The sequence below is a fragment of the Streptomyces atratus genome, assembly GCF_040655115.1.
In the GTDB taxonomy this organism is placed as follows: domain Bacteria; phylum Actinomycetota; class Actinomycetes; order Streptomycetales; family Streptomycetaceae; genus Streptomyces; species Streptomyces atratus_D.
Genome location: NZ_JBFAJH010000007.1, coordinates 226067 through 242169, shown reverse-complemented (window position 1 = coordinate 242169; position 16103 = coordinate 226067). Strand labels below are relative to the sequence as shown.

The 16103-nt window shown below is 69.9% G+C and carries 15 protein-coding genes; all 15 read right to left on the bottom strand.

All coding sequences use genetic code 11. The annotated features are described in order from the left end of the window. Nucleotides 1-176 (bottom strand): flavodoxin-dependent (E)-4-hydroxy-3-methylbut-2-enyl-diphosphate synthase (locus tag AB0I23_RS11960; RefSeq protein WP_359109101.1); only part of this gene is annotated, 176 nt, incomplete at its 3' end. A gap of 4 nt (nucleotides 177-180) precedes the next feature. Further along, complete coding sequence (gene hpnH, locus AB0I23_RS11955) at nucleotides 181-1200, bottom strand: adenosyl-hopene transferase HpnH (protein ID WP_359109092.1); 1020 nt, start codon at nucleotides 1198-1200, stop codon at nucleotides 181-183. A 5-nt stretch (nucleotides 1201-1205) separates the two neighbouring features. After that, a complete protein-coding gene (locus AB0I23_RS11950; RefSeq protein ID WP_359109091.1) occupies nucleotides 1206-1865 on the bottom strand; it encodes a phosphorylase family protein in 660 nt (219 codons plus the stop codon). Further along, the gene (gene shc / locus AB0I23_RS11945; RefSeq protein ID WP_359109090.1) at nucleotides 1865-3865 is read right to left on the bottom strand and encodes a squalene--hopene cyclase; all 2001 of its coding nucleotides are present in this window, start codon (nucleotides 3863-3865) and stop codon (nucleotides 1865-1867) included. Before shc ends, AB0I23_RS11950 begins: the two co-directional genes overlap by 1 nt. Before the next feature lie 104 nt (nucleotides 3866-3969). After that, nucleotides 3970-5073 carry a polyprenyl synthetase family protein gene (locus AB0I23_RS11940; protein ID WP_359109089.1) on the bottom strand — a complete coding sequence of 368 codons (1104 nt, stop codon included), beginning with the start codon at nucleotides 5071-5073 and terminating at the stop codon, nucleotides 3970-3972. Beyond that, on the bottom strand, nucleotides 5070-6458 hold the full coding sequence (gene hpnE, locus AB0I23_RS11935) for a hydroxysqualene dehydroxylase HpnE (RefSeq protein ID WP_359109088.1): 1389 nt from the start codon (nucleotides 6456-6458) through the stop codon (nucleotides 5070-5072). The genes AB0I23_RS11940 and hpnE overlap by 4 nt, the downstream gene beginning before the upstream one ends. A gap of 160 nt (nucleotides 6459-6618) precedes the next feature. Beyond that, the gene (hpnD, locus tag AB0I23_RS11930; RefSeq protein ID WP_359109100.1) at nucleotides 6619-7539 is read right to left on the bottom strand and encodes a presqualene diphosphate synthase HpnD; all 921 of its coding nucleotides are present in this window, start codon (nucleotides 7537-7539) and stop codon (nucleotides 6619-6621) included. Nucleotides 7540-7568: 29 nt separating this feature from the next. Then, entirely contained in the window at nucleotides 7569-8489 is a 921-nt protein-coding gene (hpnC, locus tag AB0I23_RS11925; protein WP_359109087.1) for a squalene synthase HpnC, read from the bottom strand. Nucleotides 8490-8932: 443 nt separating this feature from the next. After that, a complete protein-coding gene (locus AB0I23_RS11920) occupies nucleotides 8933-9718 on the bottom strand; it encodes an ABC transporter ATP-binding protein (protein ID WP_359109086.1) in 786 nt (261 codons plus the stop codon). Next, nucleotides 9711-10640, bottom strand: a complete 930-nt coding sequence (locus tag AB0I23_RS11915; RefSeq protein ID WP_359109085.1) for an ABC transporter permease — start codon at nucleotides 10638-10640, stop codon at nucleotides 9711-9713. Before AB0I23_RS11915 ends, AB0I23_RS11920 begins: the two co-directional genes overlap by 8 nt. A 106-nt stretch (nucleotides 10641-10746) precedes the next feature. Then, nucleotides 10747-11631, bottom strand: a complete 885-nt coding sequence (locus AB0I23_RS11910) for a glycosyltransferase family 2 protein (RefSeq protein ID WP_359109084.1) — start codon at nucleotides 11629-11631, stop codon at nucleotides 10747-10749. Next, complete coding sequence (locus tag AB0I23_RS11905; protein WP_359109083.1) at nucleotides 11628-12407, bottom strand: CDP-alcohol phosphatidyltransferase family protein; 780 nt, start codon at nucleotides 12405-12407, stop codon at nucleotides 11628-11630. The genes AB0I23_RS11910 and AB0I23_RS11905 overlap by 4 nt, the downstream gene beginning before the upstream one ends. After that, complete coding sequence (locus AB0I23_RS11900) at nucleotides 12385-13446, bottom strand: iron-containing alcohol dehydrogenase family protein (protein WP_359109082.1); 1062 nt, start codon at nucleotides 13444-13446, stop codon at nucleotides 12385-12387. The genes AB0I23_RS11905 and AB0I23_RS11900 overlap by 23 nt, the downstream gene beginning before the upstream one ends. Next, nucleotides 13434-14171, bottom strand: a complete 738-nt coding sequence (locus AB0I23_RS11895) for a sugar phosphate nucleotidyltransferase (RefSeq protein ID WP_037698805.1) — start codon at nucleotides 14169-14171, stop codon at nucleotides 13434-13436. Before AB0I23_RS11895 ends, AB0I23_RS11900 begins: the two co-directional genes overlap by 13 nt. After that, nucleotides 14168-15928, bottom strand: coding sequence for a DUF5941 domain-containing protein (locus AB0I23_RS11890; RefSeq protein WP_359109081.1), 1761 nt, complete (start codon nucleotides 15926-15928; stop codon nucleotides 14168-14170). The genes AB0I23_RS11895 and AB0I23_RS11890 overlap by 4 nt, the downstream gene beginning before the upstream one ends. Nucleotides 15929-16103 lie beyond the last annotated feature (175 nt).

Here is a 16103-nt window from a genome sequence, read left to right as displayed (position 1 = left end):
TGCAACGTCGCACCGACGTCCGACGTACGGGTCGTGGTCATCGACTGCACCGACACCGGCGCATCCCCACCGACCGCCACCGACCCGACCTGGATGCGCCGCGAGGGACGGCGCATCGCGAGCGGCCGGGCCGGCAGCTCGGGGAGACCCAGTGCGACTGGTTCTCCAGCGGTCATGACGTCACCGGTTCCCGGAGACGGTTTCCCGCGCGGCGCGCAGGGACTCCTTCAGCGACCCCATGGTGGCGAGGACGGCGGTCGGCTCGTAGCCGCAGTGCGCCATGCAGTTGGCGCAGCGCGGGTCCTTGCCGCGTCCGTACTTGTCCCAGTCGGTCTCCTCGATGAGTTCCCGGTACGTCGGGACGTACCCGTCGCTCATCAGATAGCAGGGCCTCTGCCAGCCGAAGAGGGAGTAGTTGGGGATCGCCCAGGCCGTGCACGGGAAGTCCGCCTTGCCCTCCAGGAAGTCCAGGAAGAGCGGCGAGTGGTTCAGCCGCCAGCGGGCCCGGTTGCCGCCCGCGAAGGACTTCTTGAAAAGCTCGCGGGTCTGCTCGACGCCGAGGAAGTGCTCCTGGTCGGGCGCCTTCTCGTACGCGTAGGCGGGCGAGATCATCATCTCGTCGACCTTCAGATCGTCATTGAGGTAGTTGAGGACCTCGATGATGGTCTGCGGGGTGTCGGTGTTGAAGAACGTGGAGTTCGTGGTGACCCGGAAGCCGCGCCGCTTGGCCTCCTTGATCGCCGCCACCGCCTCGTCGAACACGCCTTCCTTGGCAACCGATTCGTCGTGCCGCTCGCGCAGTCCGTCGATGTGCACCGCGAAGGCGAAATACGGCGACGGCGTGAATTTCTCGATCTTCTTGCGGAGCAGCATCGCGTTGGTGCAGAGGAAGACGTACTTCCTCCGCGCGACCAGTTGCCGCACGATTTCGTCGATCTGCGGGTGCATCAGGGGTTCGCCCCCCGCGATGGAAACCATCGGGGCACCCGATTCCAGCACCGCGCCGACGGCCTGGGCCACCGGCATGCGCTGTTTCAGGACCCCGGCCGGATGCTGGATCTTTCCGCAGCCCTCGCACGCCAGATTGCAGGCGAACAAAGGCTCCAGCTCGACAATCAACGGGAACTTGTCCCGCTTGCGGAGCTTTTGTTCAATGAGGTACGTCGCAACCTTGATGGTCTGACGGAGCGGCATGGCCATCTAGCTCACCTCCTGGGGAGCAGCAAAGATCGGTGCCATTCATAGAAAGCCGGTAGGACGGCACGAAGAACGCGGAAGGCTGATATTCCACCGCGTACCGTGCCGATACGGACGAGCTCGTGCTCCGGAGCGTCCACGACCACCCGTACAGCCGCAACCGGGCGCGGCCCGGTGCGCAGGGCGGTGCGAAGAGTGGCGGCGGACTCCATGTCCACCGCGATCGCCCCGGTGGCCCGCAGCTCGGCCCGCTCATGTCCGCGTACGACATGGCCGGAACCGATCAGCGGACCGGTGTGGACGGTGCGGCCCGGCACTGCTCTGGCGAGGGCCTCGGCGAGCAGACCCGCACCGGTACAGGCAGTCGAGTCCCCGGCTTCCCGGGTCTCGTCGGCGACCACCAGGTCCCCGGGGTGCATGCCGGGTGCGAGCCCGGCACAGAACCCGGAGGCGATGACCGCGGAGCCGTGCGCCCGGTCCTGGGCGAGCGCGCGTTCCACGGCCGTCTCGGCGGCTCGCGGGCCCATGCCCGTACGGAGCACGGTCACCGGACCAGGGGCGTCGCCGGCCTTTCCTCTGCCGCTGCGCAGGGCAAGTCGCTCGATGCCGAGCGCGCAGGCGATCAGCAGAGGCGCTGCGGGGCCGGGCGCCCCCGGGGTATCGCCCATCAGGCCCCCTCGAGGGTGGCCGTCCGGGCGGCGAACGGGTCGCCGTACACATACCGACCGAGTGCGGTGAGCGGGAAGACCTGCCGGTAGAGGTGGTAGTTGATGGAGAAGTCCCACGGGAACCCGGTCCCGGTGAAGTACGGCTCGTCCCAGGACCCGTCGGCCTGCTGGGCCTCGGTCAGCCAGGCGATGCCCCGGGTCACCGCCGTACTGTCCTGCCGGCCGGCGGCGAGGAGGGCGAGGAGCGCCCAGGCGGTCTGGGAGGCGGTGGACGAGCCGTGCCCGATCCACTTCTCCTCCCGGTACGAGCGCAGGTCCTCGCCCCAGCCGCCGTCGTCGTTCTGCACGGATTCCAGCCAGCCGACCGCCCGGCGGATCGCCGGATGAGCGGCGGGCAGCCCGGCAGCGATCAGGGCGGGCACCACCGACCCGGTTCCGTATACGTAGTTGACGCCCCAACGGCCGAACCAGGCACCACTCGCCTCCTGTTCGGCGAGCAGCCACTCGATGCCGCGCCGGACGGCGGGGTGGTCGGACCGCCCCTCCATGGCGAGCATCTCCACCACGTGTCCGGTGACATCGGCGGACGGCGGGTCGATGACCTCTCCGAAGTCGCAGAACGGCAGCCGGTTGGGGAACGGGCTGGTGTTGTCGGCGTCGAATGCACCCCAGGCGCCGTTGCGGGACTGCATGCCGAGGTTCCAACGCACCCCGCGTTCGATGGCGGCCTCGATGCCGGTCGGGTTCGGGTGCCGGACCCGGCGCAGCGCGAGGACCACCTCGGCGGTGTCGTCGATGTCCGGGTAGTTGTCGTTGTGAAACTCGAACGCCCATCCGCCCGGGTCCAGTTGTGGTCGGCGCACGGACCAGTCGCCGGGCCTGACGATCTCCTCGCCGAGCATCCAGTCCGCCGCTTTCACGAGCGCGGGATGGTCGGGGCTGACTCCGGCATCGGCGAGCGCGATGGTGGCGAGGCAGGTGTCCCAGACCGGCGACTGACAGGCCTCGATCATGCGGGCGCCGTCCTCGCGCCAGACGGCGAACCGGTTCAGTGAATCCAGGCCGGCCCGCATCACCGGGTGGTCGAGGTCGTAGCCGAGGAGGTGCAGGGCGATGACGGAGTACACGGCGGGCGGCTGGATGCCACCCCAGCAGCCGTCGTTCTCCTGGCGTTCGATGATCCAGCGGGCCGCAACGTTCATGGCGATCCGGCGCAGTCGGCGCGGGGCCACCTTGTGGTAGACGTGCAGTGCCCTGTCGAGGCGCTGGAAGACGCCGTCCCAGCTGGCCGCCGGAGCGGGGCGCTTGGGCGGGTTCGGGACGAGCGGGTCGGTGTGCAGTTCGTCGAGGGTGAAGGGCGCCGGCCGTACCGGCCGCTTCGCCGAGACGACGGTCAGTGGCACAATGGTCTGCCGGGCCCAGCAGCCGAAGTCGTAGATGTTGAGCGGGACCCACTTCGGGAAGAACATCAGCTCCGGTGGGAGCTCCGGCAGGTCGTCCCACTTCCACCAGCCGAAGAGGGCCAGCCAGATGCGGGTGAAAACGCGGCTCTCCGCGACGCCGCCCTGTTCCCGGATCCATCCGGAGGCGCGGGCCATGTGCGGCTCGTCCGGCCGGTCTCCGGCCAGCCGCAGCGCGACATAGGCCTCAATGGTGGCGGAGAGGTCTCCCGGGCCGCCGTAGAAAGTGGCCCAGGTGCCGTCGACGAGTTGCTCGCCGCGGATGAAAAGTCCGGCCGCCTCGACGGTGGCCGGGTCCTGAATGCCGAGGAACTGACGGAGCAGCAGGTCCTCGGCGTCCATCGTGACGTTGGTGGCGAGGTCGCCCTTCCACCAGCCCTGGACGTCCTGCCTGCCGAGGAGGTGCTCCACCGAGCGTTCCGCGGCCCGCCGCGCGGCGGCGAGCACGTCGTCCGCGGCGATGGTTGATTCGGTCGGTTCGCTGGCCGAGGCTGCGCGGGGGTTCACAGCCCCGGTGCTTCCGTCGGTCGTCGCTGTCATGGCTTCCCCTTCGTGCAGTTGGTCCTCTGCTGTGCTGGGGTCTCCGTCGGCCGGCGCCCGGTACGGGCCCCGGCCGGCGACTGCGAGTCATATGCGGATGGTGATCATCTCTTTCGTACGACGACGAAGTCCGCGAGCGCCGTGAGCTGCGCCCGCACGGTTTCCGGCATGGCGACACCGTGCAGCGCCTCGATGGCGACCGCATGCTGCCGACGGGCCTCCTGGGCGGTCCACTCGCGGCCGCCCGCCTCCTCGATGAGCGCCGCCCGGGCGGCGAACTCCTCCTCGGAGAAACTGTCGAAGTCGCTGCTCTTGGCGTCCGCGGCGAGCAGTTCGCCGAGGCGCTCCGAGGCCGGCCCGCCCGCGGCGAGCGCGGCGACGACCGGCAGGGACTTCTTGCGCTGACGCAGATCGCTCCAGGTCTGCTTGCCGGTGGACTCCGGGTCGCCCCAGATGCCGAGCAGATCGTCGACGGCCTGAAAGGCGAGGCCGAGGTGGTAGCCGTACGCCTCCAGGGTGTCGGCGGTGCGGTCGTCGGCGCCACCGAGCACCGCGCCGATGGACACGGCGCAGGCGAGCAGGGCACCCGTCTTGTTGCCCTCCATCTCCAGGCACTCCTCGACGGTGACCCGCTCGCGGTGCTCGTAGGAGATGTCCTGGGCCTGCCCGTCGATGAGCCTACGGGTGGCGGTGGTCAGCCGGCGGGCCGCACGGCCCGCCTCGACCGTGCCGAGCTCCAGCAGGATCTCGTTGGCCAGCGCGAAGAGCGCGTCGCCGACCAGGATCGCCTGGGCGGGGCCGTGAACCTTCCATACGGTGTCGCGGTGACGGCGCTGCTCGTCGCCGTCCATCAGGTCGTCGTGCAGCAGCGAGAAGTTGTGAACGAGTTCGACGGCGACGGCGCCGGGGATGCCGGCCTCGGCGGCGGCTCCCGCCGCCTCCGCGGACAGCAGGGCGAGCGCGGGGCGGACGGCCTTGCCGCCGTCGCCGTCGGCGGGTCGGCCCTGAGCGTCGATCCAGCCGAAGTGGTAGGCAGCGACGGTGTCCATGGGCGGTGCGAGCCGCTCAACGGCGGCCCTGAGCACCGGAGCGGACATGGCCCGTCCGCGCTCCAGAAGCGCGGTGACGTCCGCGGTGTCTGCCACGGTGTCGAAAGCCGGATTCGCCGGGGTCACTGACTCTCCTCTTGTTCCGGTGGTACTGCTCATGCCGCCTCCTGCAGCGGATGTTCATGGGTGCGGCCGAGCGCGGAGAGCGCGGCGTCGGCGGCGCTGAACCCGCTGCGGACAGCGCCCTCCATCGTCGCGGGCCAGCCCGTGGCCGTCCATGCTCCGGCCAGATGAAGGCCGGGGGTACGAGTGCGGGGTCCGGGGCGCAACCGGCCGACGCCGGGGGCGGGGGCGAAGGTCGCCGTGCGCTCCCGGGTGACGAAGAAGTCCCTGATGCCGGCTCCGCGGGCGGCGGGCAGCAGCCGCTCCAGTTCGGGCAGGTAGCGGCTGCGCAGTTCGGCGACGGGCAGGTCGATCTCGTCGTCGGCCGCGGACTGGGAGACCGCGAGGTACTGCCCGGGACCGGTGAGCCCGGAGGCGTCCGTACGGTCGAAGACCCACTGGACCGGGGAGCCGAGCGCGGCGAAGAACGGACGGCGCAGCACCTTGCGGTCGTAGACGACGTGCACATTCAGGATCGGCGAGGTGCCGATGTCGAGCAGCCTGTCCGGCGCGTCGAGTGCCCCCTCGGGCAGCAGGCCGTGGGTCTCGCGCTGCGGGACGGCGAGGACGACGGTGTCCGCCTCGATCCGTTCGGCGCCCGTGGCGACGATCCAGCGTCCGTCGTCGGTACGGGAGAGGCTGTCGGCCTTGGTGCGCAGCTCGGTCCGTACCCCTGCGGAGTCGAGCGCCTTGCGGGCCAGCGTGTCGTGGACCTCGCCGAGCGGCACGCTCGCCCAGCCGATGTCGGCGGCACCGGGCTCGGAGAGGAGTCCGGTCTTGAAGACCTTCGCGGCGAGGGCCAGCGAGGAGTTCGGTGCGGTGGCGTTGAGGGTGGCGACGCCGACCAGGTCCCAGAGGGCCTCGATGGTGCGCGGGGACTGTCCGTGCCGGGCCAGCCAACTGCCGAAGTCGATGGTGTCGAGCGCCGGGTCGTCCGGGTCGAGGCGGCCGAGCGCCAGTGCGGCGCGCCCGACGGACGCCCGTTCGGCGAGCGAGAGGTGCGGATAGCCGGCAAGTCCGGCGGCGAGGTGGAACGGAACGGGAAGCGCATTGCGGCGCAGCCGTCCGAGCCGGGGCCCCGAGGGGCGTCCGACATCGAGAACGGGCACGTCCAAACGGTTTTGCAGGGGTGCCAGACGGGCGCCCTCGACCCGGTCGAGGAACCAGCGGTAGGCGGTGCAGCAGCGGAGATAGACATGCTGCCCGTTGTCGACCGTCAGTTCGCCACGACGGAAGGAGAAGGCGAGTCCGCCGAGCCGGGGCCGTCCTTCGAGCAGGGTCACGTCAACCCCGGCGTCGGCGAGCCGGAGGGTCGCGGTGATGCCGGCGAGTCCGCCGCCGATCACGACGGCGCGGGAGGAGCGCAGGGCCTCGTCGGTCATGCGTCCCCCTTCCGTTTCTGCCGGTTCGTCCCGGTTGGGCGGGTCATCTCGATCAGGCACGTCGTTTCAGTCAGGGACGCGTCATCCCGTCGGAGGGTTGCCCGTCGGAGAGACCGATGGTCCGTGATCCACATGTTGCGCGAGTTGTGCGTGATACGCATCAGACACGCCCCCGGGCCGCTCGGCGCGAAATGTACCGCGCGTCCAGACCCGACAGGCCACGCACCGCGACGTACGCCTTCTCATGGCCCGGCAGCGAGACCCGGCCGCGCAGCACCGCCTCCGGGTCGCGCTCGATCCGGTCGAGCAGCCGTCGGTAGATACCGGCCATGGCGGCGACACAGGCTCCGCTGCGGCGGTCCAGCATCGGTAGCAGCCGGTACCCCTCGGCGAAGAGGGCACGCGCGCGTCGGACCTCGAAGTGGACCAGGCCCGCGAAGTCGGAACCCGGCGGCGGCGTGGCCCGGTGGAAACCGACGGAGCAGCCGAACTTGGCGAGGTCGTCGGAGGGCAGGTACGTGCGTCCGTTGCCCGCGTCCTCGCGGACGTCGCGGAGGATGTTGGTGAGCTGCAGGGCGAGGCCGAGCGTATCGGCGTACTCCGCGGCCCGGTCCGCGCCTGGCGCGCCCGGTTCCGTCCCGAAGACACCCAGGCTGAGCCGCCCGATGGCTCCGGCGACACACCGGCAGTAGGCCTTGAGGTCGTCCCACGTCTCGTACGTCGCGCCGCGCACGTCCATCAGGACGCCGTCGATCAGCTCGTCGAGCCCGCCGAGCGGCAGCGAGAACCGGCGTGCGGCGTCGGCGAGCGCGACGGCGACCGGGTCGGTGTCGTCCTCGTCGACCGCACCGTCCCGGATCCGGTCCAGGAGTGCGCGGGTGCTCTCCAGCCGGGTTCGCTTGGTCTGCGGGTCCAGCTCTCCGTCGCCGATGTCGTCGACCCGGCGGGAGAAGGCGTACAACGCCGACATGGCCTGTCGCTTCTCGGTGGGCAGCAGCCTGATTCCGTACGCGAAGTTACGCGCCTGCTGTCCGGTGACGGCCTCGCAGTAACTGTATGCGGCCTGTACCGGCGCCGCCATGTACGTCGTCTGTCCCTCCACGGTCCGGCTCACCCCTCTCTACGCGCTCTTCGCAAGACAACTCCCACCTCGCGCAGCAGGCTGGGCTTGGTGGGCTTGGGCGGTCCGGGCAGTACGTCGAACCCGGCGGCCGCGATCGCGGTGAGGGCGGCACGCCCCCCTCCGACAAATCCGGCGAGAAGCAGCTTGAGCCTGCCGTGGACGCTACCCACGAGGTGGGTACCTTCATTCAGCAGGTTCCGGGCGCGTTCTGCTTCGTATGCAACCAGTGCGCGCACCGATGCGCCCCCGGAACGGGTTGCCAGGTCGGCCTCGGTGACATGGAACCGGGCCAGGTCCTCGGCCGGCAGATAGATCCGATCGCGGCCGAGGTCCTCGGTGACGTCCTGGAGGTGCTCGACGATCTGCAGGGCGGTGCACACGGCGTCGGAGCGACGGATCCGCTCGGGGCTCGCGGTCCCGGTGATCTGGAGGACCAGCCGGCCGACGGGATTGGCGGAGAGCTCGCAGTAGGCGAGCAGCTCCCCGTACGTCCCGTACCGCCGGACCTTCTGGTCCTGCCGGTTCGCCTCGATGAGCCCGAGGAACGGTTCGGGGGTGAGCGAGCAGCGCCGCACGGTGGGGCGCAGTGCCCGCAGCAGCGGGTGGCGCGGGCCGTCGCCCGCAGGGTCGAAGACGCGGTGCAGATCGGCCTCGAAGGCGTCGAGCATCGCGAGCCGGTCATCGGCCTGTGCCGGGTCGATGCCGAGGTGGCGGGCGTCGGCGCCGCCGGGGGCGAGGTCGCCGTCGCCGATGTCGTCGACGAGGCGGGCGTATCCGTACACGGCCATCAGATCGTTACGCCAGGCGCGTGGCAGAAAGAACGGGGCCACCGGAAAGTTCTCGTCCGCGGCCTTGTCGAGCGTGGCGGGTACGGCGGCGTCATGGCGCGCCTGCCGGGTACGAGTCACCTCGGACCGCCCGGCGCGGGGACGGCATATACACCTCGGAGCTGGAGATTTTCCGTCATTGCCGTCACATCTCCCGTTCTACACTGCCGACCCAAAACATCCCATTCCGGACACGCCGCCCGCTCTCCCGAGCGCACAGGAGCTAGGGGCGGTACTCCCAGGCGGTATCGCCCCACTTGCTACGAATCAGCACCGGTACAGCTTACGTTGTACAACGCTCAGCCATACGCCCGGGTGCAGTGCGCACTGCGACAACGCCGCGCTCCTCGCCAACCTTCCCCGCGCGCAAGGAAATTGACGTCATCCGGCGGGAGGAGATCGCCCCTGGCGTGGCGCAGGGAACGGTGCACGCCCGTCGGGGGTCCATGATCCGGACACGGCAGCGGCCTCCGCCGGAGTCCTCCGGCGGAGGCCGCTGCCGTGAGGGAGGACGGCGAAGGGGTCTACTTCCCGGTCTCCCGCTCGTACGCCTTGAGGACCTCGTCGGTCGGGCCGTCCATCAGCAGCTCGCCCTTCTCCAGCCAGAGCACCCGGTCGCAGGTGTCCCTGATGGACTTGTTGCTGTGGCTGACCAGGAAGACCGTGCCCGCCTCCTTGCGCAGCTCGCGGATGCGCTTCTCGGAGCGGATCTGGAACTTGCGGTCACCGGTGGCCAGCGCCTCGTCGATCATGAGGACGTCATGGTTCTTGGCGGCGGCGATGGAGAACCGGAGCCGGGCGGCCATACCGGAGGAGTACGTCCGCATCGGCAGGGTGATGAAGTCGCCCTTCTCGTTGATGCCCGAGAAGTCGACGATCCCCTGGTAGCGCTCGCGGATCTCCTCGCGCGTCATGCCCATCGCGAGCCCGCCGAGCACCACGTTCCGCTCGCCGGTCAGATCGCTCATCAGCGCCGCGTTCACACCGAGCAGCGACGGCTGTCCGTCCGTGTACACCTTGCCGTGCTCGGTCGGCAGCAGACCCGCGATGGCCCGCAGCAGGGTCGACTTGCCGGAGCCATTGGTCCCGATGAGGCCGATGGCCTCGCCCCGGTAGGCGGTGAAGGTGACACCGCGTACCGCGTGCACCTTCCGGACTCCGCGCGCCTCGCCCTTGCCGCGGCGCAGCATCCGGCTCAGCGCCGCGGTGGCACTGCCCTTGCCTCCGCCGGTGCCATTGACCCGGTACACGATGTGCACATCGTCGGCGATGACGGTGGGGACGCGCCCCGAAGTGTTGTCCTCAGCCACGGCCGTACCGTTCCTCTGCCTTCCAGAAGTACACAAAGCCCGCGAGACCGATGAAGACCGCCCAGGCGAGACCGACGATCCAGACGTGCGGCGGCAGGTTCTCGGAGCCGTAGCCGTCGATCAGCGCGAAACGGATCAGGTCCATGTAGATCGCGGCCGGGTTGTACTGCAGCGTGCTCGCGATCCACTCCGGCTTGTCCTTGAGCATGACCGGAATGGAGAACATGACACCGGACGCGTACATCCAGGTCCGCATGATGAACGGCATCAGCTGGGCGAGGTCGGGGGTCCTGCTGCCGAGCCGGGCCATGATCAGCGCCAGGCCGGTGTTGAAGACGAACTGCATGACCAGCGCGGGAACGATCAGCAGCCAGGAGAGCGACGGGTAGCTGCCGAAGCCGATCGCCACGACCGCCAGCACGATCATCGAGAACAGCAGCTGCTGGAGCTGCTGCAGCGAGAACGAGATGGGCAGCGACGCGCGGGGGAAGTGCAGGGCACGGACCAGTCCGAGGTTGCCCGAGATCGCCCGTACGCCCGCCATGACCGAGCTCTGCGTGAAGGTGAAGACAAAGACGCCCGTCACCAGGAAGGGGATGAAGATCTCCAGGGTCATGCCCTTCCTGGTGCCCAGGATCAGCCCGAAGATCAAGTAGTAGACCAGGGCGTTGAGGAGCGGCGTGGCCACCTGCCACAGCTGGCCGAGCTTGGCCTGGCTGTACTGGGCGGTCAGCTTGGCCCGGGAGAACGCCATGATGAAGTGGCGGCGGCCCCAGAGCTGCTGGACGTACTCGAACAGCCCGGGCCGGGCGCCGCTCACCGTCAGGCCGTACTTGCCTGCCAGCGCGGCGGCGCTCAGGCCGTCGTCGGCGGATGGCGGGGTGCTCAGCGCGACCGCACCGTCGTGGGTTGTGTCACTCACCAGATGAAACTTTCGTTATTCAAGATGCGCAGCCAGTCGCGGTCGCGGTCAGGCGGACAGGTCCCGTAAGAAATAGATACGCCTCATGCTCTCAGAGGAGAGCTTCTCAGATCACGGGCGGTCGGCCGAGTCTGGTCAGCCGCCATACCGTGCGCCACTTCATCGGACGGCGTGGTCCGCAGGGCTTGGTCCAGCCTTCCCGGAAGCCGCCGAACCATGCCTTCAGCGCGGGGCCCGAGGGCTTGCGGAGCAGAGTCAGCAGCAGCCAGACACCGAGGTAGACGGGGACCAGGAGCGCGGGCAGGTTGCGGCGCGCCAGCCAGACCCGGTTCCTCGCCACCATGCGGTGGTAGACCGCGTGCCGTGACGGGGCGGTGGTCGGGTGGTTCAGGACCATGTCGGCGCGGTAGTCGATCATCCAGTCGGCGTCCAGTGCCCGCCAGGCGAGATCCGTCTCCTCGTGCGCGTAGAAGAAGTCGCCCGGCAGCCCGCCGACCTCGGCGAGGACCTGGGTACGGACGGCGTTGGCGCCGCCCAGGAAGGTCGTCACCCGCGACGAGCGCATCGGGTCGGCGGCGCGCAGACGTGGCACGTGGCGGCGCTGGGTGACGCCGGTGTCCGGGTCGGCGATGCGGAAGCTGATGATCCCCAGCTTCGGGTCCTGCTCGAACGCCTGCCGGCACAGTTCGGCAGTGTCGGTCAGCGGCAGCAGCCCGTCGTCGTCGAGGAAGAGCAGCGCGTCGACGTCGGCGCCGGACGGGCCGAACGCCTCGATGCCGACGTTGCGGCCGCCGGGGATGCCGAGGTTCTCGGGGAGCTCGACGGTCCGTACCCCTGCGGGGACGTCCGGAACCGGGGCGCCGTTGCCGACGACCACCACCTCGATCCGGTCGCCGTCCTGCTTGGCGACCGAATCGAGGAGGGCGCGCAGCTCGTCAGGACGGTTGCCCATCGTGATGATGACCGCGCCGAGCTTCATGGGGGTGCTCACTTCAGCCTGCTCGACGCCAGGACCGAGACCAGGTGCAGCAGCGTCTGTACGAGGGCGATACCGGCCAGCACGGCGACGCCCAACCGGGAGAAGAACAGGTCGCCCCTGACCGCGTCCAGGACCGCGAGGACCAGGATCAGCAGGGATGCCTCGATTCCGAGCACCAGGCGGTGGAACTTCAGCGCCGCGGCGGCTTTGCGGGCCAGCGCCAGACCGGACGAGCGCGGCTCCGACGCCGCCTCCTTGACCGGCGGCAGTCCGCCCTGGTGACGGGCGACGCCGACGAGGTCGGTCTCGGCCTTGATCAGGACGGCGCCGAGGGCGGCGAGGGTGCCGAGGAAGGCCCACAGCCAGTCGATCCGCCCGGAGCCCCAGAGATCAGCCGCGCGCAGGCCGAAGCCGACCAGCACCGCGGCGTCGCAGAGGTAGGCGCCGACGCGGTCCAGGTAGACGCCGCCGAGCGAGAACTGCTTCTTCCAACGGGCGACCTCGCCGTCGATGCAGTCGAGCAGCAGATAGAGCTGGACCATCACCACACCGAGGACGGCGCCCGCGATCCCGGGCACCAGCAGGGCCGGGGCAGCGAGGACGCCGCAGACCGTCATCAGGTAGGTCAGTTGGTTCGGCGTGATCTTGGTGTTCACCAGGTACCGGTCTATGTGCAGCGAGATCTCCCGCATGTACATGCGCCCGGCCCAGTGTTCACCGCTGCGCCGGTCCTTCACACCCTTCGGGTGAACGACCGGACGGAGTTCAGCTACTGATGGTCTTGGCATAGTCGGCGTACGCGTCCCTGATCTGGTCGGTGGACAGGTTGAGGTGTTCGAGGATCGTGAAGCGTCCCGGCCGCGTCTGCGGGGCGTAGTCGACGGCCTGGACGAACTCGTCGGCGGTGAAGCCGATGTCGTCGGGCAGGACCGGCAGCCCATGCCGGCGCAGGGTGGCCACCATCAGCAGCGACTCCTCCCGCGCACCTCGCAGATACATGGCGAAGCAGGCGCCGAGGCCGACCTGTTCGCCGTGGCTGGCGGCGCGCTTGGGGTACAGCAGATCGAAGGCGTGGTTGATCTCGTGGCAGGCGCCCGAGGCCGGCCGGGAATCCCCGGCGACCGACATGGAGATACCGGTGAGCACCAGGCCCTCGGCGAGCACCTTCAGGAATGCGTCGTCGTCGACCCCTCCGGGGTGGCGCAGCACGGCCTCACCCGCCTGCCGGGCCATGGCGGCCGCCAGCCCGTCGATCTCCTCGCCCTTGACCTCGTGGGCGAGCTCCCAGTCGGCCACGCAGGAGATGTTGGAGACCGCGTCGCCGATGCCCGAGCGGACGAAGCGGGCGGGCGCCTCGCGGATGATGTCGAGATCGATGACGACGGCGATAGGCGTGGGCACTCCGTACGAGCCCCGTCCGTTGTCATTGTCCAGGGTCGCCACGGGCGAGCAGAGACCGTCGTGCGAGAGGTTCGTCGCAACCGCGACCATCGGCATGCCGACGCGTGCCGCGGCGTACTTGGCGACGTCGATGATCTTGCCGCCGCCGAGGCCGACCACGGCGTCGTACCGGTTGCCCTTGATCTCGTCGGCGAGCTGCACGGCGGAGTCGATCGTGCCGTCGGCGACCTGATACCAGTGGGCACCCGGCAACACCGGGGACAGCCGTTCGCGCAGGACCCGGCCCGAGCCGCCGCTGATCGCGACGGCGAGCTTGCCGGAGTTGGAGATCCGCTGGTCGGCGAGGAGGCCGGCCAGGTCGTCCAGGGCGCCGCGACGGATGTCGACGACGACCGGGGACGGGATGAGCCGGGTCAGTACTGGCACGCGATCTCACGGCCCTTCGCAAGGTCGTCGTGGTTGTCGATCTCGACCCACGTCACTTCGCCGATGGGAGCCACATCGACGGTGAAGCCGCGGTTGACGAGCTCCTGGTAGCCGTCCTCGTAGTAGAGGTCGGGGTCGCGCTCGAACGTCGCCCGCAGGGCGTCGGCGAGCTCCTCGGCGGCCTCGGGCTCTATCAGGGTGACGCCGATGTACTCGCCGGTCGCGGTGGCCGGGTCCATCAGCTTGGTGATCCGCTGGACGCCCTTGTCGCCGTCGGTGATGACCTTCATCTCCTCGTCGGCGAGGTTCTTCACCGTGTCGAGGGCGAGGATGATCTTCTGGCCGTTGCCGCGGGCGGCGAGGAGCGTCTTCTCCACGGAGACCGGGTGCACGGTGTCGCCGTTGGCGAGGATGACGCCCCGCTTCAGCACCTCGCGGGCGCACCACAGGGAGTAGGCGTTGTTCCACTCCTCGGCCTTGTCGTTGTCGACGAGGTGGAGCGTCAGGCCGTACTTCGCCTCCAGCTCGGCCTTGCGGTCGTACACGGCCTCCTTGCGGTAGCCGACGACGATCGCGGCCTCGGTGAGGCCGATCTCCGCGAAGTTGGCGAGCGTCAGGTCGAGCACGGTCTTCTCGCCGTCGACCGGCACCAGGGCCTTCGGAAGCGTGTCGGTGTAGGGGCGCAGACGCCGTCCTGCACCGGCTGCGAGTACGAGGCCGATCATGCGGGTTCTCCTTCGTCGTGAACAGCAGGTGCTCCGGAGGACACCCAGAAGCGGATGGACTCGGCGAGCACCACCACGGCCACGGCCACCGCGAGAGCGGTGAGTGCCACGGTGAAACCTGAATGCTGAGTGAGTACGGCGGCGAGTACGGCCACCACCAGGGTCCGGCCCTCGTGCCCACCGATCGTTCGCACCAGCCACCGGGGCGGCGCGCCAGTGCCCCCGCGAATGCGGTACACCGTGTCGTAGTGATGGTAGGCAACGGCCGAAATCAGACCGAAAGCCGCAGGAAGGGCTTGGTCGAGATCGCTGCGGGCGGCCAGAGCGAGGATCGTGCAGTACTCCGCCGCCCGGAATATCGGGGGTACGAGCCAGTCGAGTGCGCCCTTGAGGGGGCGGGCGACGGCGACGCCGGAGCAGACCGCGTAGAACACCGCGGCGACGATCATCTGCCGGCTGCCGAACGGCTGCAGCAGAGCGGCGCCGATCAGGGCGGCCGCACCGACGAGGGCCACCACCGGGGCGGCCCATCCGCCCCGGATGCGGGGTCCCCTCGCCACGACGAGGCCGGCCAGCGGCCCGGAGTCCGCGAGGTCGGCGAGCGCCTGAGCGGCCCGGTCGGTGCGCTGTGCCTTGCGGGTCAGCGAACGCAGCAGGCGGCCGGCGGTGGTGTAGCAGGCGGCGACGGAGCAGCCGATCAGCAGAGCGTAGAAGACGATCCGCGGGGTCGTCACCGCGGTCAGCACGGCGATCATCGCCCAGCGCTCGCCGATCGGCAGCACTATCATCCGGCGCAGCCAGACCGTCCAGCCGACGCTGTCGAGCTTGTCGGAGAGGGCTGCCGTCGGGCTCGAATTGGCGACCGCGTCGTGGTTGGCCTCGTTGAACGAGAAGTCGACGACATGGCGGCAGGTCTGCAGCACCATCGCACCGAGGGCGAGCGCCCATACGTCGTCGCCGTTGCGGGCCGCGCCGAGGGCGAGGCCCGCGTAGTACGCGTACTCCTTGGCCCGGTCGAACGTGGCGTCCAGCCAGGCGCCCATCGTCGAGTACTGCAGCGAGTAACGGGCGAGCTGCCCGTCGGTGCAGTCCAGGACGAAGGAGAAGAGCAGCAGCAGTCCGGCGGCGATGTACCCGCCGCGGCTGCCGGTCGCCGCGCAGCCCGCCGCGATCAGCGCGGTGAGCAGGGAGGCGGTGGTGACCTGGTTCGGGGTGAGGCCGCGGCGCGCGCACCAGCGGGCGATGTAACGCGAGTACGGGCTGATGAAGTGCGTGGTGAAGAAGCCGTCGCGGGCCTTCACGGCGCTGCGCAGCCGTACCGCCTCGTCGTCGACCGCGGCCACGGCGGACTGCGCCGTGGCCCGGGCGGCCTGGTCGACGGGGACGGCCGCGACGAGCGAGCCGAGCTCCGGGCGCTGCACGGCGGTGCCCTCGGACTCCAGCGCGATGGCGAGGTGTCCCGGCACGGTGCGGTCGGTGGCGGGCACGGTGTCCGCGCCGCCGGCCCGCCCCAGGGGGACGCCCGCACCGATGGCCGCGGTGGCGCTGCGCAGGGCACGGGCCAGCGCGGGACGCGCCTCCGGCTGTGCGGTGAGCGCACCGGGGACGGTGGCGGCGGGGAAGCGGGGGTCGGTCAGTCCGAGCCGGAGGGCGTGGACGTGTCCGACGAAACGGGGATCGACGAGTGCGACGCGGACGTCGGCGGGAGCCGCGGAGAGCAGCTCGGCGGCCTCGGTGACATCAGCGGCGGCCTGCACGTCGAAGCCCAGCGACCTCAGATCGTCCTCGAGCGACGATCCGGGTACCGGTGCACCGGTGAGGATGGCGGTCGACAGACGAACTCACTCCTTGGTGCTGACAGGGTCGGCGCGCGACGGTGCGGCCCGGATGCGGGCCGGCGGCACGTCGGCAGAGGCTATCGGATGAACGGAA

Coding starts and splice junctions, on each gene's coding strand:
- hpnH (WP_359109092.1), bottom strand. CDS start 1,200: ATGGCCATGCCGCTCCGTCAGACCATCAAGGTTGCGACGTACCTCATT.
- AB0I23_RS11950 (WP_359109091.1), bottom strand. CDS start 1,865: ATGGGCGATACCCCGGGGGCGCCCGGCCCCGCAGCGCCTCTGCTGATC.
- shc (WP_359109090.1), bottom strand. CDS start 3,865: ATGACAGCGACGACCGACGGAAGCACCGGGGCTGTGAACCCCCGCGCA.
- AB0I23_RS11940 (WP_359109089.1), bottom strand. CDS start 5,073: ATGAGCAGTACCACCGGAACAAGAGGAGAGTCAGTGACCCCGGCGAAT.
- hpnE (WP_359109088.1), bottom strand. CDS start 6,458: ATGACCGACGAGGCCCTGCGCTCCTCCCGCGCCGTCGTGATCGGCGGC.
- hpnD (WP_359109100.1), bottom strand. CDS start 7,539: ATGGCGGCGCCGGTACAGGCCGCATACAGTTACTGCGAGGCCGTCACC.
- AB0I23_RS11905 (WP_359109083.1), bottom strand. CDS start 12,407: ATGCCAAGACCATCAGTAGCTGAACTCCGTCCGGTCGTTCACCCGAAG.
- AB0I23_RS11895 (WP_037698805.1), bottom strand. CDS start 14,171: ATGATCGGCCTCGTACTCGCAGCCGGTGCAGGACGGCGTCTGCGCCCC.